This is a genomic window from Microbacterium sp. MEC084, assembly GCF_004514465.2.
In the GTDB taxonomy this organism is placed as follows: Bacteria; Actinomycetota; Actinomycetes; order Actinomycetales; family Microbacteriaceae; genus Microbacterium.
Map to the genome: position 1 here is coordinate 50,768 of NZ_MYFP02000003.1, position 19,043 is coordinate 69,810.

Sequence of the window (19,043 nt, forward strand, 5' to 3'; positions counted from 1 at the left end):
GTCTCGAGGACCGGGCCGTTCCGGCGTCGTGGCGACCCGACCGGCTTCGACTGGTCTTCGGCGACGAGACTGGTCTCGGCGGGACCAGTCTCGTCGCCCGGGACCAGTCGAAGCGCAGGGGGACGACCCCCGCGGCATCAGGCGGGCTGGGCCAGCAGCGCCTGGGCGGGGATCGTGCGGCGGCGCGCCACGGCCAGCGTCGTGGCCGCGAAGGCCAGCACGGCCCACACCAGCAGCGCCGTCACCGCCGCGCCGGCGCCGCCCGCGTCCGTGACCGCGCCGAGGAGCGCGCGGTACGCGGGGGCGGTGGGCAGGATGTCCGCCAGCTCGCCGAGCCATCCCGGCATGGTCGAGACCACGCCGGTCGCGATCGCGATCGAGCCGACGAGCGCCGCGACCCAGCGTCCCGCGCCGCCGAGCGCGGCCACGAGGGCCTGGTGCACGGCCGCGAATGCGACGCCGATCAGGGCGCACAGCGCGAACAGCGCCGCCGCCGTGCCGCCGTCGTAGCCGCTCACGGCCTGGATGACCGCGGCCACGAGCACGCCCTGCACCGCGCCGACCAGCGCGGCGGGCAGCAGTGCGCCGCCGGCGAGCAGCGCGGATGCGCGGCGCGACGTCAGGGCGCGCGCCGTGACGGAGCGCATCACGACGAACGTCGCGAGACCGCCGAACCACAGCACGACCGCGGCGAGCAGCGGCACGGCCGACGACCCGAACATGGTCAGGTCGTCGCCCGCGGTCGCCGACACCGGATCCGCGAGCACGGTCGCGAGATCGCCCGCCTCCGCGTCGCTGTACGACGGGATCTGCTCGGTCGCCTGGCCGAGGCCGTCCGCCAGCGAGCGCGTGCCCTCGGACAGGTCGCCGATGCCGTCGCCGAGCTGCGTCGTGCCGGTCGCCAGCCGCCCGGCGCCCTCCGACAGCCGCGTGGCGCCCGACGCGAGCTCGCTCGTCCCGGTCGCGAGGCCGCCCGCACCCGTGGCGAGCTGCGCCGCGCCGGTCGACAGCTCGCCCGCGCCGCCCGCGAGCTGCGATGCCCCGGCCGACAGCCGGTCGGCGCCGCCCGTCAGCTCCTCGAGCCCGGCCGTGAGCTGAGACGCCCCGGCCGCCGCGCCGTCGGCGCCGGCCGCGAGGGCGCCGAGGCCGCCGGCGAGCTCCGTCGCGCCGCCCGACGCCGCGCGCAGCTGGGCCGCGAGCTCCGTGGGCAGCTGGGTCGCGAGCTGCTCCAGCCCGCCGGACGTCCCCGATGCCGCCGCATCGGCCGTGTGCGCGGCCTGAGTGATCGCCGTGAGCTGCGCGCAGAACTCGGCGCCCGCCCCCGAGGCCGCGCAGGATGCGCTCAGCCCGTCGAGTCCGTCCGCGACGCCCGCGGCCGCCTGCGCCGCGCCGGCCGCGGCGCCCGTGAGCTCGGCCGGCACGACGCCGTTCCGCTCGATCGCGTCGGCTCCCGCGCCCAGCTCGGACGCCAGCGTCTGCGCACCGGAGGTCGCGTCGTGCAGGCCGGGCGCGAGGCCCGGGTTCGCGGCGGTGCCGTCGCCCGCGAGGCCGGTCGCGAGCTGCCTGGCGCCGTCCGCCAGCTGCGACGCGCCGCCCGCGAGGTCGGCCGCGCCGCCCGCGACGCCCTGGGCGCCGTCGGCCAGCGCGCCGGCGCCGCCCGCCACGCCGGCCGCCCCGCCGGCCAGCTGTGACGCGCCGCCCGCGAGCTGCCCCGCGCCTGACGCGAGCTCGCCCGCGCCCGTGCCGAGCTCGGCGGCGCCGCCCGCGAGCTCCTCCGCGCCGTCCCGCGCGGCCCCCGCGCCGTCGGCCAGCTGCGCGGCGCCGTCGGCCGCCTTGCCGAGCTGCTCGCCCAGCGTCGTGTAGCCGATGAAGACGTTCTCGAGCGTCGCCTCCGACAGCATCCGGCCCATCGACGCGGTCGCGACCGACGCGATCTGGTTCGCGATGGCCTCGTCGACGATGCGCGCGTCGGGCGCCGTCACGACGTCGATCGTCGCCTGCTCGGGGGCCTCCTCGGACCCCGACAGGTTCTGGCCGGCCGAGGTCGCGGCCGCCGAGAACTCCTCCGGGATGGTCACGACCGCCTGGTACGTGCCGTCGGCCAGGCCCTCGGCGGCGTCGTCCTCGTTGGACAGCACCCAGGTCAGATTGCCGTCGACGTCATCCGAGCCCTCGACCAGGCCCGCCGCCAGCTGGCGACCCAGCGGCGTGTACTGGTCCTGGACGGTCACCGGCTCGTCGAGGTTGACGATCGCGGCCGTCATGTTGTCGAGGCGCTCGGTCGGGTCGTACAGCGCCGCGACGAGCACGCCGCCCACGAGCGCGGGAAGGAGCAGCACGCCGAGCACCGTGAGCCACGAGACGGGCCGGGCGCTGCGGGCGCGCTCGACTCCGGCGAGGGTCAGGCTGCGGAGGCGGTTCATGCGGAGACCTCATTCGGGATGGTCGCGGGAGCGGGGGAGACGTCGACACGACGGACGCCGACCCAGCCGGCGTCGGACAGGAGCCGCTGCGCGGCGGACGGGTCGGATGCCGTCAGCACCACGGTGAGCGGATCCGGCGCGAGCGCGTGCTGCGCGTCGCGCAGCACGGCGGCGACCTGGTCGCGCGCCGCCGGCTGGAGGGCGTCGGCGCCGTCGATCACGACGATCGGGGCGCGCGCCGCGGCGCGCACCGCCCGGGCGGGCGCCTCGCCGGGCTCCGGGGCGGCGAGCAGGGCCAGGCCGACGTGGGCGCGCACCCAGGCGGCGCGGCCGGGGAGCAGGTGCCCGGCGACGCGGAGCAGGCCGCCGGTCGCCGGTGTGCGGCCGGCGATCGCGAGCCCCACGGCGCGGGCGCCGCGCGGATCCGCCGAGGCCAGCACCAGGGCGTCGCCCGGCTCGGCGCGCAGCGTCACGCCCGAGGCCAGGACGGGGCCGTCCTCCACCGCGACCTCCAGGTCGTCGGCGGCGATCGCGGCGGCCGATCCGGGCTCCGGCCAGTCCGCCAGCGCGCGCTCGCGCTCGACCGCCTCGCCCTCGATGTCGAAGTGCGGCAGCATCCGGTCGAGCCGGCGCGGCATCCACCAGGCCCGCTCGCCCAGCAGCGCCATGACCGCGGGCACGAGCGTCATCCGGACCACGAACGCGTCCACCGCGATGCCCACCGCGAGCGCGAGCGCGATGGGCTTGAGGTTCGCGTCGCCCTCGGGCACGAAGGCCGCGAACACCGCGAACATGATGATCGCCGCCGCGGTGACCACGCGCGCCGAGGCCGCGAACCCGCTGCGCACGGCCTCGACCGCGACCTCGCGCGAGCCGCCGAGCCGGCGCGCGGCGTGCACGAAGTCCTCGCGCATGCGCGAGACCAGGAACACCTCGTAGTCCATCGCGAGGCCGAACAGCACGCCCATCACCACGATCGGCATGAACGCGATGACGGGGCCGGTGCGCGTCACGTGCAGCAGGTCGGCGCCCCAGCCCCACGAGAACACGGCCGCGACCACGCCGAAGGCCGCGAGGATCGACAGCAGGTAGCCGAGCGAGGCCTTCAGCGGCACCCAGATCGAGCGGAACACGATCATCAGCAGCACGAACGACAGGCCGACCACGAAGATCCCGAACGGCACGAGCGCGCCGCCGAGCCGGTCGGAGATGTCGATCGCGACGGCCGTGGTGCCGGTCACGCTGAGGTCGATGCCGTACTTGTCCAGCCACTCGTCGTGGTGCGCGCGCAGCTCGCGCACGAGGTCGCTCGTGGCGGGGTCGTCGGGCGCGGTCTCGGGCACGATCTGCACGATGCCGGTGTCCGCGGTCTCGTTCGGGGTCGCGAGCGCGACCTCCTTGACGCCGTCGATCTGCTCGACCTCGGCGCGCAGATCGTCCATCAGGCCGACCGGATCGGTGGACGTCACGATCGTGCCGGTCAGGATGAGCGGGCCGTTGAAGCCCGCGCCGAAGTGCTCCGACGTGAGGTCGTAGCCGATGCGCGCCTCGTTGTCCTCGGGCAGCACGCCGGCGTTCGGCAGCGCGAGGCCCAGGCTGCCGACCGGCAGGGCCATGAGCCCGAGACCCAGGACGACCGCGACCGTCGTGATCACGGGATGCCGCGTGACGCCGCGCACCCAGCGCGTGCTGAAGCCCTCCCGCGGCGCCCGGGCCCGCTCGGCCTTCTGCGCGCGGCGCGGGCGGCCCACCACGCGGTGCTTCACGAAGCCGAGCAGGGCGGGCGTGAGCGTGACGGCGATCAGCACGGCCACCGCGACCGCGACGGCCGCCGCGATGCCCATCGTGGTGAGGAACGGGATGTTCGCGAAGCCTAGACCGATCAGCGCGATCAGCACGGTCACGCCCGCGAACACGACGGCGGATCCGGCCGTTCCGGTCGCGCGGCCCGCGGACTCCTCGAGCTCCATGCCGTCGCGCGCCTGGTCCTGGTGCCGCGCCGCGATGAACAGCGCGTAGTCGATGCCGACCGCCAGCCCCAGCATGAGCGCGAGCATCGGGGTCGTGGCCGACACCGTCGCGAACTGCGTGGCCGCGACGATCCCGAGCAACGAGACGCCGACGCCGATCAGCGCGACGCCGAGCGGCAGGCCCGCCATCACGAAGGACCGGAACGTCACGATCAGCACCAGGAGCGCGATCACCACGCCGACCGCCTCGGTCAGCGTGACGGTCGGCAGCTCCGTGGCGAACAGCTCGCCGCCGAGCGCGAGCTGCGAGCCCTCCGGCAGGTCGGGGCGGAGCGCGTCGACGACCTCCTGGAGCGACTCCTTGTCGTCGTCCGTGACATCCGTCATGGTGCCCTCGAACTGGAGCCGAACGATGGCCGCGGACTCGTCGTCCGACACCATGCCGGTGACCAGCTCGTCGTACGGCGAGGTGGCGCTGCTGACGCCGTCGACGTCCTCCAGCTCGGCGACCGCGTCCTCGATCGGCGTCCGGTAGGTCTCCTCCGTGACGTCGTCGCCCGGGGCCCCGACCACGATGAACTGCGCGCTCGTGCCCGACACCTGCGGGAACGTCCGGCTCAGCTGCTGCAACCCCTCCTGCGCCTCCGTGCCCGGGATCGAGAACGCGTTGTCGAAGCCCCGATTGAGGCCGAGGGCTCCGCCGCCGACCGCGAGCAGGATGAGCAGCCAGCCCAGGAGCACCCGCCACGGGTGACGGAACGACCAGCGGCCGAGCGAGTAGAGCAGGGTGGACACAGGCGCCTCCGGATGAGGGGAATGGCAGGGTTCGATACAACGCTGTATCCGATACAAGTGTGTATCGTAATCGCCTGCCCGTGCAAGCGGCTGGGGGTGCGGTGGGAGAATCGCAGGATGGAGACCCGGATGACCGAGACGAGCGAGGAGCGCGTGCCGACCCGCAGCCGCGAGAACACGCGCGCGCGGCTGCTCGACGCCGCCGCCCAGGTGTTCGCCGAGGTCGGGCTCGGCGAGGCCTCGGTCGAGGCCGTGTGCGAGCGCGCGGGCTTCACGCGCGGAGCCTTCTACTCGAACTTCGACTCGAAGGACGAGCTGTTCGTCGAGCTCGCCGGCCGGTTCGTGAGCCAGCAGGTCGAGGCCGTGCGCGAGCGCGTCGCCGCGCTCATCGAATGCGGCCCCGCCGCCGACGGCGCGCCCGACGACATGGTCGGCCTGGTCGAGGCGCTCGACGTGCCCGGCGACGTCCGCCTCGGCGTGCTGCTGATGAGCGAGATCCGCAACCGCGCCATGCGAGACGCCAAGACCGCCGAGGCCTACCTCGCGCAGGATGCGCGGATGCTGCGCGAGGTGTCGCAGCTCCTCGAGGACATCGCCCAGGCCAAGGGGCTGCGCCTCACGCTCCCCGCAGAGGAGGCGGCCCGCATCGTGCTCACCGCGTGGGAGGGCGTCTCGGCCCGCGCGATCATCGGCGGCATCCCCGAGCCCGAGCTGCTCGAGGTCCGCGCCCGCGAGATCGCGCGGATCGGGCATCTGATCATCGACGATCAGCCCGGTCGCTGAGCGAAGCGGAGGCGCAGCGGCTTACGCGCCCCCGCGCTCCAGCACCGCGTGGCAGCGGCGGATGCGGTCGAGCCACCAGGCGCGGCGGTCGTCCGCCGCCGCGTGGCGGTCGAGCAGCGCCGCGTCGGGGGTGAGCCGCCCCACGGGGATCACGCCGCCGCGGGGGGCCAGCGGCTCGGTCACGACGTCCGCCGCGAGCAGCGACGCGGTGCCGAGCCCGCAGTCGAACTCGAGCGACGGCAGCGCCGCCGCCAGCGCCGCGCCCTGCGACAGGCCGATCGAGGTGTCGAGAGCGCTCGACACGACCGCGGGGAGCCCCGCCTCCGCGACGATCTCCAGCGCGCGCCGCACGCCGCCGAGCGGCTGCGCCTTCACGACCAGCAGGTCGGCCGCGCCCGCGCGTGCCACGGCGAGCGGATCCGCGGCCTTGCGCACCGACTCGTCCGCCGCGATCGGGATGTCCCAGTCGTGCAGGCGGGCCCGGATCTCGGCGAGCTCCTCGACCGTCGCGCACGGCTGCTCGGCGTACTCCAGGTCGAATTCCGCCAGCTCGTGCAGCGCGTGCTCGGCCTCGTCGACGTTCCAGCCGCCGTTCGCGTCGACCCGGATGCGCCCCTCGGGTCCCATCGCCGCGCGCACCGCCCGCACGCGTGCGACGTCGTCGGCCCGGGTCTGACCGCGCTCGGCGACCTTGACCTTGGCGGTGCGGCAGCCGTCGAAGCGCGCCAGCACCTCGGCGACGCGATCGGCCGGCACCGCCGGGACCGTGGCGTTCACCGCGATCTCCGCGCGGTGGGGCTGCGGCTGCGGATGCCAGGCGAAGTCCAGGGCCGCCGCGAGCCACGTCGCGGCCTCGGCGTCGTCGTACTCGAGGAAAGGAGAGAACTCCGCCCATCCCTCCGGCCCCTCGATCAGAGCGGCCTCGCGGTGATCCACTCCGCGGAACCGCGTCGCGAGCGGCAGTGACACCACGCGTGCGGTGCCGAGGATGTCGTCGAGCGGGGGGAGTGGCGTCATGGACTCATCCTGCCCCTCCGGGGGCCGCGCTGGCGGAGGAGTCGGTCGCGATTCGCGAGGTGGGCTGTTGCAATAGTGTGTGGCGCACAGTAACGTGGTGCGCATGGTCCAGAACGACGCTCTCGAGACCCACCGGCAGGAGCTCCGCCGGGGCACGGTCGTGCTCGCGTGCCTGCTGCTGCTGCAGAAGCCCGGCTACGGCTACGGGCTGCTCGAGGAGCTCGCCGGGCGCGGCTTCGACACCGACGCCAACACGCTGTACCCCCTGCTGCGCCGTCTCGAGAAGCAGGGCTACCTCACGAGCGAGTGGAACACCGACGAGGCTCGGCCCCGCAAGTTCTACCGCACCTCCGAGGCCGGGAAGGGCCTCGCCGACACGCTCACCGCCGAATGGCGCGCCATCGCGGCCGCCTTCGGCACCCTCGACACCGCCTTCGACACGCCGGGAGGATCCCGATGAACGCCACTTCCTTGACCGCCGACGACTACACCGCGCGCTACGTCGAGGCCGCGACCGCTCGCTGCCCGCCGACCAGCGCGCCGACTACGTCGAGGAGCTGACCGCGTCGATCCGCGACCAGATCGACGACCGCGTGGCCGCCGGCGTGGAGCCCGCCGAGGCTGAGAAGGCGGTGCTCACCGCGATGGGCGACCCCGCCGCGCTCGCCGCGGGGTACGCCGACCGCCCGCTGCAGCTGATCGGGCCGCGCTACTTCTCCGACTGGCGGCGGCTGCTCGTCCTGCTGCTGTGGATCGCGGTCCCCGTCGGGGCATTCGCCGGCGTGCTCGGCGCTGTCCTGCGGGACGAACCCGCCGGCGGCTGGATCGGCGCCGGCGTCGCGACCGCGCTCGCGGTCGGCGTGCACGTGTGCTTCTGGGTCACGCTGTGCTTCGCTCTCGTCGAGAGGTTCGGCGCCGCGAAGGCCGCAGGCCTGGGCGTGTGGAGCGTGGACATGCTGCCGCTCACGTCACGCCGCCGAGCGCAGTTCGGGGAGGTCGTGATGGCCTTCGTCGGCGCCGGAGTCGTGGCGGCCGCGCTCGCATGGGACCGCCGGATCGGCTACATCCCGTGGCACCTCACCGGCGGCGAGCCGCTTCCCGTGCTGCATCCCGCGCTGTGGCCCTGGGGCGTCGCGGTCGCCGTCGGTGCCGCTCTGCTCACCGCGGTGCTCACCCTCGCGGCCTACCTCACGGGCCGATGGGTCCGGTGGATGGGCGTGATGAACGCGATCCTGTCGCTGATCGTGACCGCCGGTGCGATCGCGCTGCACGCGAACGGCATGCTGCTCGCACCCGCGTTCCTGGAGTTCGCGTTCGGCGACGCGGCGCCCGGCACCGTGCAGGTCCTCGGCGTGGGGCTCGCGATCGGAATCGCGCTGCTCGGCCTGTGGTCGGCGTGGGAGTCGTACCGCCGCACGCGCGCGGTCGCCTGAGGACTCAGGCGACCGCGTCGCCGTGCTCGCGGTCGCGACGCGGGATGAGCGGCCACGCCGCTGCGGGCGCCAGCGCGATGAGGGCGAACGCGAGCGGGTAGCCGACCAGGCCGATGAGCGCGCCCATGCCAGGTCCGACGGCCGCGGCCGCGAGGAATTGCCCGGTGTTCTGGGCGCCGAGCGCGCGGCCGGCCCACGCGGGGCCCGCGAACTCGGCGACCGACGTGAACGCGGGTCCGTTGTCCGCCACCGACACGCATGTCGCGATCACGAAGGCGATCGCGGCCGCGGCGGGCCAGCGGAGCGCCGCGAGCGCGCCGAGGAGCAGCAGGATCGCGATGCCGGCGACCGCGATCCGGCGCAGCAGCCGCACCCGGCCGATCCTGTCGGACCACACGCCCACCACGATCCGGCCCAGCGCGCCGACGAACTGCGCGCCGCCGACGAGCGCGCCGGCCGCCAGGGGCGCCCACTCCAGCTGCGACACCAGCCACACCAGGCCGAACGTCGAGAGCGCGAACTGCGGCACGACGAGCAGCAGCGACACGGCGTGGATGCGCCACAGGAACCCCCCGCCCACGTAGGGGTTCGCCTCGAGCGGCCGGCCGCCGGGAGCATGCGACACGCGATGCGGGTCGCGGATGCCGACGGCCGTCGCGATCGCGAGCACGCCGCACAGGACGACCGACAGGAGGATGGCGCCGCGCATGCCGTACGCGCTCGCCAGCGGCGGCACGGCGACCGCCGCGACGGTCGTGCCGAGCGGCTGAGCCATCTGCCGGATGCCCATCGCGAGCCCCCGACGCTCGCGCGGGAACCAGCCGACCACGAGCCGTCCGCTCGCCGAGCTGGCGCTGCCGGCCGCCATTCCCCCGAGCACCAGGAACACGCCCAGCCAGACGTACCCGCTCGCGAACGCCGCACCGAGCGCGGCGCCGAAACCCAGCACCAGCCCGGTCGTGATCGTGAAGCGCTCGCCGCGGCGGTCCGCCACCGCGCCCCACGCGACGAGGGTGAGCACGAGCCCGAGGCTCGCCGCCCCCGCGAGCAGCCCGGCCTCGGCGAGACTCAGCCCCTGCTCGGAGTGCAGCAGCGGGATGAGGAAGGCCGGTGTCGCGACGAGGACCGACTCGGCGAGCTGCGCCGTCAGGGCGAGGGTCAGCTGCACCCAGGGCACGGCGCGGCCCACGGCGGTGGCGGGCGCGGTCGTCATGGGGCTCCCTCGGGTCAGGGCGTGGGTCCATCCTTCCAGCGGCGCGCCCGTGCCGCGGCGCGAACGCGGGGGTCGCCCATCCGGAATCCGCGCATCCGGAGCCCGCCCCGTCCGGGCGCCTCTAGTCTGGCGGCATGCCAGCCATCGACATCCCCGTGCGCCTCGGCGTGCAGCTCCAGCCCCAGCACCACGCGTCCTACGGCGCCGTCCGCGACGCGGTCACCCGGCTCGAGGACATGGGCGTGGACGTCCTGTTCAACTGGGACCACTTCTATCCGCTGAGCGGCGACCCGGACGGCACGCACTTCGAGTCGTGGACCATGCTCGCGGCGTGGGCCGAGCAGACCGAGCGGGTCGAGTTCGGGGCCCTGGTCAACTGCAACTCGTACCGAAACCCCGACCTGCAGGCCGACATGGCCCGCACGGTCGACCACATCTCGAAGAAGGGCGGCGACACGGGTCGGTTCATCTTCGGCACCGGATCCGGGTGGTTCGAGCGCGACTACGTCGAGTACGGGTACGAGTTCGGCACGGCGGGATCCCGCCTCGACGACCTGGCCGAGGCGCTGCCGCGCATCGAGGCGCGCTGGGACGCGCTCAACCCCGCACCGACCCGGAAGATCCCGGTGCTGATCGGCGGCAAGGGCGAGCAGAAGACGCTGCGCCTGGTCGCCCGTCACGCCGACATCTGGCACAGCTTCGTGAGCCCCGAGGAGATGCCGCACAAGCTCGACGTGCTCGCGCGCTGGGCTGACAAGGAGGGCCGCGACCTGTCGGCCCTCGTGCTGTCGAACGAGCTGGGCCACCGCGACGAGCGCGCCGACGCGCTGTTCGACGCCGGCGTGCGGCTGTTCACGCTCGGCATCTCGGGCGACCGGCTCGACTACGACCGCGTGCAGCACTGGCTCACGTGGCGCGACGAGCGCAACGGCTCGGCCGGCACGGTGGTCGACGCCTGATCCGACGCTGCCGGGGAAGGGCCGCCGGGCCGCCGGCCGACCGCGGGAATAGGCTGGACGGGTGAGCGACACCCCGAATCCGACGCCCGTGGTCTCCGAGCTGTTCGACGCGGCCGAGTGGGATCCCGCGCCCGGGTCCGAGGGATTCCGGGACATCACGGCGCACATCTCGAAGGACGGCCGGATCGCGCGCATCGCGTTCGACCGGCCGGAGGTGCGCAACGCGTTCCGCCCCGCCACGGTCGACGAGCTGTACCGTGCGCTCGACGCGGCGCGCCAGGACCCGCGGATCGGCGTCGTGCTGCTGACGGGCAACGGCCCGAGCCCGAAGGACGGCGGCTGGGCGTTCTGCTCGGGCGGCGACCAGCGCATCCGCGGCCGGGACGGCTACAAGTACAGCGAGGACGAGACCTCGGTCACCGACGCGGCGCGCGCGGGCCGCCTGCACATCCTCGAGGTGCAGCGCCTCATCCGGTTCATGCCCAAGGTCGTCATCGCCGTCGTTCCCGGGTGGGCCGCGGGCGGCGGGCACTCGCTGCACGTCGTGTGCGACCTCACGATCGCCTCGGCCGAGCACGGCCGGTTCAAGCAGACCGACGCGGACGTGGGGTCGTTCGACGCCGGGTACGGCTCGGCCTACTTCGCGCGGCAGATCGGCCAGAAGCTCGCGCGCGAGGTGTTCTTCCTCGCCGAGGAGCATTCCGCGCAGCGCATGTACGAGATGGGCGCCGTGAACCGCGTCGTGCCGCACGCCGAGCTCGAGCGCGAGGCGCTGAGCATGGCCCGCACGATCCTGACCAAGTCGCCCACCGCGATCCGGATGCTGAAGTTCGCGTTCAATGCGGTGGACGACGGGCTCCCGGGCCTGCAGGTGTTCGCGGGCGAGACCACGCGCCTCGCGTACGGCACGGACGAGGCGGTCGAGGGGCGCGACGCGTTCCTCGAGAAGCGCGACCCCGACTGGTCGGCCTACCCCTGGCACTACTGAGCGCGGGGCCCGGCCGGACATGAGGCTCGAGCGGCTCGACTCGGACGACCCGCGCGACGTGCTGCGGGCGCTGCGCGCGGCGCTCGGCGCGGGCCCGGCCGTCGCGCTCGGCGCGGGGGAGCGCGAGCTGCCGGATGAGGTGCCGGCCGGCACGGCGGTCGTGGTGACGACGTCCGGCTCGAGCGGGGTGCCGAAGAGCGTGATGCTGTCGCGCTCGGCGCTGACCTCGAGCGCGCTGGCGACTGCCGCGCGGATCGGTGCGGGGCAGTGGCTGCTGCCGCTCGCGGGCGGGTACATCGCGGGCGTGCAGGTGCTGGTGCGCTCGCTCGTGCAGGGCACGGAGCCCGCCATCCTGTCGGGCCGCTTCTCGGCGGCCGCGTTCGCGCATGTCGTCTCGGGCATGCACTCGTCGCGCGGGGGAGAGCGCGTCCCCACGTACACCTCGCTGGTGCCGGCGCAGCTGCAGACGCTGGTCGACGCCGCGGACGAGGACCCGGGCGTGCGTCGCGTGCTCGCGTCGTTCGAGACGATCCTGGTGGGCGGCCAGGCGCTGCCGCAGCCGCTGCGCGAGCGCGCCGAGGCGCACGGCGCGCGCATCGTGCGCACGTACGGCTCGAGCGAGACCGCGGGCGGATGCGTGTACGACGGCGTGCCGCTGGACGGCGTGCGCGTGGTGGCCGTCGACGGTGAGCTGCGGGTCGCAGGGCCCACCCTCGCGGACGGCTACCTGGGCGATCCGGGCCTGACGGAGCGGGTGTTCGTGCGCGACGCCGACGGCGTCCGCTGGTACCGCACGGGCGACGCGGGCGTCGTGGAGGACGGTGTCGTGCGCGTGACCGGGCGGATCGACAACGTGATCGTCTCGGGAGGCGTGAACGTGTCGCTCGACCGGGTCGAGCGCGTCGTGCGCGAGCTGCCCCCCGTGCCGGGCGCGTTCACGCTCGCGGACGCCGTGGTGGTCGGCGCGTCGGACGAGCGCTGGGGCGAGACGCCCGTGCTCGTCGCGCGCCGGGCCGACGTGGGGTCTCCCGACGCCGCGCTCAGCGCGGCCAGGGCCGCGGTCGGCGCGCAGGTCGGCAAGCCCGCGCGGCCGTCGCGCATCCTGCTGGTCGATGCGCTGCCGCGCCTGGCGTCGGGCAAGCCCGACCGCGTCACCCTGCGGCGGCTGGCGGCGGGCTGACTCCGACACAACGCAGGACCTCCGCCGGCGAACGGCGTGTCGCAGCCGGCAGACCGTCCCGACACGCCCGGGATCGCGCAGAGGTCCTGCGTTGTGTCGGGGAAGGGGCGGGCGGTCACTCGCCCGACAGCAGACCCTGGCGCTGGGCGCCCGCGAGCATGGTGCGGAGCATGCGGCGCAGCTCGCGTCGGTCGCCCGCACTGAGGTCGCCCGCCAGCACGGTCTCGAGCCCGTCGACGCGCGGGCGCAGCTCCGCCACGCGGGCCCGGCCCTCGTCGGTCAGCTGCAGCACGTTGCGGCGGCGGTCGTCCGGGTCCTGCGCGCGCTCGATCAGGCCGCGGCGGGTCATCCGGGCGACGAGATCCGCGATGGTCGAGCGGTCCAGGTCGAGCTCGGCGCCGAGCGACGCCTGGCTCGATCCGGGCAGCCGCTCGAGCACCGTCAGCACCGCGTACTGCACGCTCGTGATGTCGCGCGACACGTCGCGCTGCCACGCGGCGAGGTGCAGCTGCTGCGCGCGGCGCAGCAGGTGACCCAGATGGCGCAGCGGCTCCGGTTCGTCGTCGAGAGGGGCGTCCACCCGATCATCCTGCCCCAGCCGGGGCCTCACGGCCGTCAGGACGCGGGCACCGGCTCGGCGGCGGGCAGCAGGATGCCCTCGAAGAACGCCGCCAGCTCGTCGTGCGCGTCGAGCGGCAGCACGTGCGCGACGAACTGGTCGGGACGCACGACGACCAGCGCGCCCGAGGCGCGGTCGACGCCGCGGTCGCGGTAGACGTCGATCCCGGCCGTCACGGCCGAGCCGACCGGCGCGGCCGTGAAGGCCTTCTCGTAGTCGACGAGACCGAGCCGGCCGTTGTGCGGGCGCAGGATGTCCGGGAGCCCGGCGAAGTCGATGTCGTGCAGGTGCGCCTGCAGGACGCCGCGCACGTCGAAGACCGCGTCGACGTCGTCGCCGTCGCGGCGGGTCCGCACGACCGGGGAGGCCGGATCCGTCTCGAGCCAGTCGCACAGCGCACGCAGGCGGGTCTCGTCGGCGTCGGCGAACGCGTACAGCCGCCAGCGGCCGTCGGCCTCGTGGGCGTGGCCGAGCTCCATCAGGCGCCCGTCGCCGACCCGCACGACCGGCGCGGAATGGAAGCGCGTGCCGATCTCGAACCCCGTCGCGAGGTGCTGGTGCTCGTCCGTGCCGGTGAGGGTCGACGCGGTGTACCGGGCCGCGACCCCCGCGGTGTAGCGGCCCTGCCGCATCCAGTACCGCGCGAGCTCCTCGGGTGAGATACCGCCCCGTTCAGGGTGCGCCGGATCCTTCGCGGGCTGCGCCAGCATGGCCGACCACTCCCGGTCGAAGTCGATCAGCTCCTGCGCGATCGGGCGGCGCTCGGCGTCGTACGTCTCGAGCAGCGTCGCGGGCGCGCGCCCCTCGAGCACGGCCGCGAGTTTCCAGCCGAGGTTGTAGGCGTCCTGCATCGAGACGTTCATGCCCTGGCCCGCCTTGGCGCTGTGGGTGTGGCACGCGTCGCCGGCGATGAAGACGCGCGGCGTGCGGCCGCGCCCGGCGGCGTCGTCGAAGCCGTCCGCGATGCGCTGCGCGACCTCGTACACCGAGAACCACACGGTCTCGCGGACGTCGAGCGTGTATGGGTGCAGCACGCCGTTTGCGACCTCGACGAGCTCCTCGGCGGACATCGCGCGCACGCGCTCGCGGCTCTCCTCGGTGACCGTCCCGAGGTCGACGTACAGTCGCGCGAGCCGCCCGCCCTCGCGCGGGATGATCAGGATCGAGCCCTTGCCGGCCGACTGGATCATGGTCTTGAACCGCAGGTCGGGGAAGTCCGTGTCGGCGAGGACGTCCATGACGCCCCACGCGTGGTTCGCGGCGTCGCCCGAGAGCGAGCGGCCGATCGCCTTGCGCATGGCGCTGCGCGCCCCATCGGCCCCGACGACGTACCGGGCCCGGATGGTCCGGGTGCGGCCGGTCGGGCCCTGGCCGTCCACGTGGGCGAGCGTCACCCGCACGGGGCGATCATCGTCGTCGTCGACCTCGAGGCCCTCGAATGCCCACCCGTAGTCCGGCTCCAGGCGCGACGGCTGCGCCTTCATCGCGTCGAGCAGGTAGTCGTGCACGCGCGCCTGGTTCATGATCACGTGCGGCATCTCGCTCAGGCCGTCCTCGACGTCCTGCACGCGGCTCGTCCGCACGATCCGGCTGCGGTCGTCCGGATCCGGCTGCCACATGATCGTCTCGTTGACCCAGTACGACTCCTCGAGCAGCCGGCGGGCCACGCCGAACGCCTGGAGCATCTCGACCGAGCGGCACGCGACGCCGTCGGCCTGGCCCCGCAGCAGCCGGCCCGTGCGGCGCTCCACGATGCGCGTCCGGATGCCGGGAAAGCGCGCCAGTTGGGCCGCCAGGACGAGGCCGGCGGGACCGGTGCCGACGATCAGGACGTCGACCTCGTCGGGCAGGCCGGGGGTCCAGTGCGCCGGCGCGGCCGGGGCGATCGTCGGGTCGCCCCCGTGGTACCCGTCCTGGAAGAACTGCATCGGAGCTCCTTCGGTCCTGTGCGCGCGGCGCCGCGCGGTGGTCCGAGAATATAGTCCGTACCCCAACGATCGCAAGACCGGAGGGCGCGGCGTCCGCCGTAGGATCGTGCATCGTGGCGAACAAGAAGACCCGTGGAGTCAGCGGCAACCCGGCCAAGCGCGCGCGTGTGCACACGCCGACCCCGGCGCGGCGTCCCGTCACGGTCGGGGACTGGATCGGCGCCGCGCGCCTGCGCACGCTGCCGCTCGCCGTGTCGCCGGTCGTGATCGGCACGGGCGCCGCGATCCTGGTCGGAGACGTCTTCCACTGGGTGATCGCGCTCGCGTGCCTCGTCGTCGCGGTGTCGCTGCAGATCGGCGTCAACTTCGCGAACGACTACAGCGACGGCATCCGCGGCACCGACGCGCACCGCGTGGGGCCGGCGCGGCTCACCGCCTCCGGGCGTGTGAAGCCGCGCAGCGTGCTGATCGCGGCCTTCGTGTTCTTCGGCATCGCGGCGATCGCGGGCCTGGCGATCACGATCCGGACGCAGCAGTGGTGGTTCCTCGCGGTGGGCGCGGCGTGCATCGTCGCCGCGTGGTTCTACACGGGCGGCCGGCGGCCGTACGGATACAACGCGCTCGGCGAGGTGTTCGTGTTCGTCTTCTTCGGCCTGGTCGCCACGCTCGGCACCACGTGGGTGCAGGCGCAGGCCCTGCCGCAGGAGGCGTGGTTCGGCGCGATCGGCGCCGGCCTGCTCGCCTGCGCCGTGCTGCTCGCGAACAACCTGCGCGACATCGAGCAGGACGCGCGCGTCGGCAAGCGCACGCTCAGCGTGCTGATCGGCCGGCGCTGGACGCAGGTGCTGTACACCGCGTTCGTCCTGCTGGCCTTCGCGACGTCGTGGTACCTGGCGTTCTTCTATCCCGTCGCCTGGCTCGCCTCGCTCGCGCTGCTGGCGGCGGGTCCGGCCATCCTGATCGTCTGGACCTACCGCACGCCGCGCGAGCTGATCACGGCCCTCGCCCTGACCTCGCTCACGTCGCTCGGCTACGCCGGCTTCCTGTTCTGGGCGTTCGTGGGCTGACCTCGTCCGGCTCGAGTGCACACCAGATTTCGTGTGTGTTCGCGTGCCGAATCCACACGAAATCTGGTGTGCACTCGCGGCGGCGGGTCAGCGGTCGTCGCGGAGGGCGCGCTCGTTGGCGGCGTCCTCGAGCTCGTCCTCGAGCTGGCGCTCGGTCTTGGGGCGGTCCGCGGCGGCGCGGCGGGCGGCGAGAGACTCCGAGACGTCGGAGAGCGGGCGCCGGAGGAACAGCACCGAGATGCTCAGCCCGATGAGGGCCGCGAAGATCGCCGCGAGCCACCACAGGCCCTGGAACGCCGGCAGCAGCATCATGAGACCGAAGGGCACGAGGAACGCCGCGAGACGCAGCACCGAGTAGAGCAGGAGCGACAGGCCGGCGGACTTCTTCACCCCTCGAGTCTAGGAGCGGCGCCTGTGCGCCCGCCGGGCCGAGGGGACGCCCAGCCGGCGAGCCTAGGATGAGAAGGTGACACGCCTCTTGATCGTCCTCGGCATCGCGGCCGTGGTGTTCTGGGTCTTCAGCATCGTCGACTGCGCGGTGCAGCCGGCCGGCCGCCACCGCGGCGTCTCGAAGGGCGCCTGGATCGCGATCGTCGTGCTGATCCCGGTGCTCGGCGGCGTGCTCTGGTTCGCGCTGGGCCGCACCCGCCGGCAGGGGCCCGGTCGCGTCGTCGCCCCCGACGACGACCCGAACTTCCTCGGCACGCTGCACGGCGTCTCGGCGCAGGACGAGCGCATCCGCCTCCTGGAGGAGGAGCTCGCGCGCCTCGACGCCGAGACCGACCCGCGCGCGCCGAAGCCCGAAGACGTGGAGGCGCGCGCGGAGCCCGGGGACGTGAAGCCGGACGGCGACGGCGACGCGGACGGCGGGTCGCCGACGGATCCGGATGAGCCCGGCCCGGACGACGCGCCGCGCCGGACCCGCTGACGTGACGCCGGACGACCCCCGCGTGCTGCGGTCGCCCGCCGGCGACGCCGCGGCCGCGCTGCTGGACGAGCTCGTCGCGCGGGGCGTGCGCCACGCGGTGGTGAGCCCGGGGTCCCGGTCCCAGGCCCTGGCGCTCGCCGCCGCGGCCCTCGAGCGCTCGGGCAGGATCCGCCTGCACGTGCGCATCGACGAGCGCGTCGCGGGGTTCACGGCGCTCGGCATCGGCCGCGAGACCGGCGCGCCCGCGGCCGTGATCTGCACGTCCGGCACCGCGGTCGCGAACCTGCTGCCCGCCGCGCTCGAGGCGCACCACGCGGGCGTGCCGCTGCTGCTGCTCACGGCCGACCGGCCGCCCGAGCTGCGCGGCGTCGGCGCCAACCAGACGACGGTCCAGCCGGGCATCTTCGGCGGCGCGACGCGGTTCGCGGCGGACGCCGACGTGCCCCAGGGCGACCCGGGAGAGGACGAGGCCGTGCGTGCGCTCGCGCGCGACGCCTACGACGCCGCCACGGGGCCGGTCCCGGGTCCCGTGCACCTGAACCTGCCGTACCGGGAGCCCCTCGCCGGTTCGCTGCCGGAGTGGTTCGCGGCCGGGGAGACCCGCGCGGCCTCCGGTGCGCCGCCGGCTCTTGCGCCCGAGCCCGTCGCGCTGGCCCGCGGCCCGCGCACCGTGGTCGTCGCCGGTGCCGACGCCGGTCCGCGCGCGGAGGAGATCGCGCACGCCGGCGGATGGCCGTTGATCGCCGAGATCGTGAGCGGATCCCGCTTCGGGCGCCAGATCGTGCACGGCTACCGCGCCCTGCTCCGCGACCCCGAGCTCGGCGGACGCATCGAGCGCGCGGTCGTGCTGGGCCACCCGACCCTCTCGCGCGAGGTGACCGCCCTGCTGTCGCGCCCCGACGTCGAGGTCGTCGCGGTGCGCGGCACGGGCGAGGCGCTGGACCTGAACCACCGCACGACGGCCGCCGACGCCGTCGCGGTCGCGCCGGGCGAGCCCGACCGGGAGTGGCTGGGCGCCTGGATGCGGGCGTCGGCCGCGGCCGTCGTCGACCTGGACGCGCCGGCCCCCGATCTCGCGGGCCTCACGTCCACGGACCCCCGCAAGCGCTCGCACGCGGTCGAGGCCGAGCTCGCGGCCGTCCGGCGGCCGCTCGACCGCGAGCAGCTCGTCGCGGCGGTGTGGGCGGCGACCTGGCCGCACGACCGGCTGATGTTCGGCTCCTCGCGCCTCGTCCGGGTCGCCGACGCGGTGCTGCCGGGCAAGCGCGTGCCCGTGCACGCCAACCGCGGGCTCGCGGGCATCGACGGCACGATCGCCACGGGACTGGGCATCGCCCTCGCCAGCCAGGCCGACGGGCGCCCGGGCGTCACGCGCGTGCTGCTGGGCGACCTGACGCTGCTGCACGACGTGGGGGCGCTGCTGCTTCCGGAGAGCGAGACCGAGGGCGAGGGCGGGCCGCGCATCCAGCTCGTGGTCGGCAACGACGGCGGCGGCACGATCTTCGACGGCCTCGAGGTGGCCCGGGTCGCGAGCCCCGACGACATGGCGCGCGTGCAGTACACGCCCCAGGCGGCGAGCCTCGCCGACCTCGCGCGCGCCTACGGCTGGGAGCACACGCGGGTCACGACGCGATCCGCGCTCGACCAGGCGCTCATCGCGCCGGGCGCGCGCCGCATCATCGAGGTGCCGCTCGACCGCTGACCCGGCGGCCTGACGCGCGCTCCCGCGCCGGGACACGC

16 protein-coding genes are annotated in these 19,043 nt (G+C 74.6%); 9 read left to right on the forward strand and 7 right to left on the reverse strand.

The genetic code is table 11. The annotated features are described in order from the left end of the window. Positions 1-137: 137 nt before the first annotated feature. Complete coding sequence (locus tag B5M43_RS04495) at positions 138-2,423, reverse strand: YhgE/Pip family protein (RefSeq protein WP_230667673.1); 2,286 nt, start codon at positions 2,421-2,423, stop codon at positions 138-140. After that, positions 2,420-5,188, reverse strand: coding sequence for an MMPL family transporter (locus B5M43_RS04500; protein ID WP_134745910.1), 2,769 nt, complete (start codon positions 5,186-5,188; stop codon positions 2,420-2,422). The genes B5M43_RS04495 and B5M43_RS04500 overlap by 4 nt, the downstream gene beginning before the upstream one ends. 117 nt (positions 5,189-5,305) lie before the next feature. Between B5M43_RS04500 and B5M43_RS04505 the strand changes: the two genes are divergently transcribed. Next, the gene (locus B5M43_RS04505) at positions 5,306-5,971 is read left to right on the forward strand and encodes a TetR/AcrR family transcriptional regulator (protein WP_134745911.1); all 666 of its coding nucleotides are present in this window, start codon (positions 5,306-5,308) and stop codon (positions 5,969-5,971) included. 21 nt (positions 5,972-5,992) lie between these two features. On the opposite strand, the gene B5M43_RS04510 is transcribed toward B5M43_RS04505, so the two are convergent. Then, positions 5,993-6,988, reverse strand: coding sequence for an o-succinylbenzoate synthase (locus B5M43_RS04510; RefSeq protein ID WP_134745912.1), 996 nt, complete (start codon positions 6,986-6,988; stop codon positions 5,993-5,995). 103 nt (positions 6,989-7,091) lie between these two features. Here B5M43_RS04510 and B5M43_RS04515 point away from each other — a divergent pair, with 103 nt between their 5' ends. Beyond that, complete coding sequence (locus B5M43_RS04515) at positions 7,092-7,448, forward strand: PadR family transcriptional regulator (RefSeq protein WP_134745913.1); 357 nt, start codon at positions 7,092-7,094, stop codon at positions 7,446-7,448. Positions 7,449-7,509: 61 nt separating this feature from the next. Continuing rightward, positions 7,510-8,421 (forward strand): permease prefix domain 1-containing protein, encoded by a 912-nt coding sequence (locus tag B5M43_RS04520; RefSeq protein ID WP_268993127.1) that lies wholly within the window; start codon positions 7,510-7,512, stop codon positions 8,419-8,421. A gap of 4 nt (positions 8,422-8,425) precedes the next feature. Here the strand turns inward: B5M43_RS04520 and B5M43_RS04525 are convergent, their stop codons facing one another. Then, complete coding sequence (locus B5M43_RS04525; protein WP_134745915.1) at positions 8,426-9,634, reverse strand: MFS transporter; 1,209 nt, start codon at positions 9,632-9,634, stop codon at positions 8,426-8,428. Between the two features lie 134 nt (positions 9,635-9,768). Here B5M43_RS04525 and B5M43_RS04530 point away from each other — a divergent pair, with 134 nt between their 5' ends. From B5M43_RS04530 to B5M43_RS04540, 3 genes are all read left to right on the forward strand, one after another. After that, positions 9,769-10,593 carry an LLM class F420-dependent oxidoreductase gene (locus tag B5M43_RS04530; RefSeq protein ID WP_055992995.1) on the forward strand — a complete coding sequence of 275 codons (825 nt, stop codon included), beginning with the start codon at positions 9,769-9,771 and terminating at the stop codon, positions 10,591-10,593. An 88-nt stretch (positions 10,594-10,681) separates the two neighbouring features. Continuing rightward, positions 10,682-11,581: a 1,4-dihydroxy-2-naphthoyl-CoA synthase gene (locus B5M43_RS04535; RefSeq protein ID WP_055993387.1), complete on the forward strand. Its 900-nt coding sequence runs from the start codon at positions 10,682-10,684 to the stop codon at positions 11,579-11,581. A 19-nt stretch (positions 11,582-11,600) separates the two neighbouring features. After that, positions 11,601-12,761 (forward strand): AMP-binding protein, encoded by a 1,161-nt coding sequence (locus B5M43_RS04540; protein WP_134745916.1) that lies wholly within the window; start codon positions 11,601-11,603, stop codon positions 12,759-12,761. A 115-nt stretch (positions 12,762-12,876) separates the two neighbouring features. Here B5M43_RS04540 and B5M43_RS04545 read toward each other — a convergent pair whose 3' ends face one another. Continuing rightward, positions 12,877-13,341 carry a MarR family winged helix-turn-helix transcriptional regulator gene (locus B5M43_RS04545; RefSeq protein ID WP_055992999.1) on the reverse strand — a complete coding sequence of 155 codons (465 nt, stop codon included), beginning with the start codon at positions 13,339-13,341 and terminating at the stop codon, positions 12,877-12,879. Positions 13,342-13,376: 35 nt separating this feature from the next. Further along, entirely contained in the window at positions 13,377-15,308 is a 1,932-nt protein-coding gene (locus tag B5M43_RS04550) for an FAD-dependent monooxygenase (RefSeq protein WP_134745917.1), read from the reverse strand. A 113-nt stretch (positions 15,309-15,421) separates the two neighbouring features. Between B5M43_RS04550 and B5M43_RS04555 the strand changes: the two genes are divergently transcribed. Then, a complete protein-coding gene (locus tag B5M43_RS04555) occupies positions 15,422-16,375 on the forward strand; it encodes a 1,4-dihydroxy-2-naphthoate polyprenyltransferase (RefSeq protein ID WP_374198152.1) in 954 nt (317 codons plus the stop codon). 87 nt (positions 16,376-16,462) lie between these two features. Here the strand turns inward: B5M43_RS04555 and B5M43_RS04560 are convergent, their stop codons facing one another. Then, on the reverse strand, positions 16,463-16,765 hold the full coding sequence (locus tag B5M43_RS04560) for a DUF4229 domain-containing protein (protein WP_082543169.1): 303 nt from the start codon (positions 16,763-16,765) through the stop codon (positions 16,463-16,465). A 76-nt stretch (positions 16,766-16,841) separates the two neighbouring features. Between B5M43_RS04560 and B5M43_RS04565 the strand changes: the two genes are divergently transcribed. Both B5M43_RS04565 and menD read left to right on the forward strand, forming a co-directional pair. Next, on the forward strand, positions 16,842-17,303 hold the full coding sequence (locus B5M43_RS04565; RefSeq protein WP_134745918.1) for a PLD nuclease N-terminal domain-containing protein: 462 nt from the start codon (positions 16,842-16,844) through the stop codon (positions 17,301-17,303). After that, positions 17,263-19,005 carry a 2-succinyl-5-enolpyruvyl-6-hydroxy-3-cyclohexene-1-carboxylic-acid synthase gene (gene menD / locus B5M43_RS04570; RefSeq protein ID WP_082543170.1) on the forward strand — a complete coding sequence of 581 codons (1,743 nt, stop codon included), beginning with the start codon at positions 17,263-17,265 and terminating at the stop codon, positions 19,003-19,005. Before B5M43_RS04565 ends, menD begins: the two co-directional genes overlap by 41 nt. Positions 19,006-19,043 lie beyond the last annotated feature (38 nt).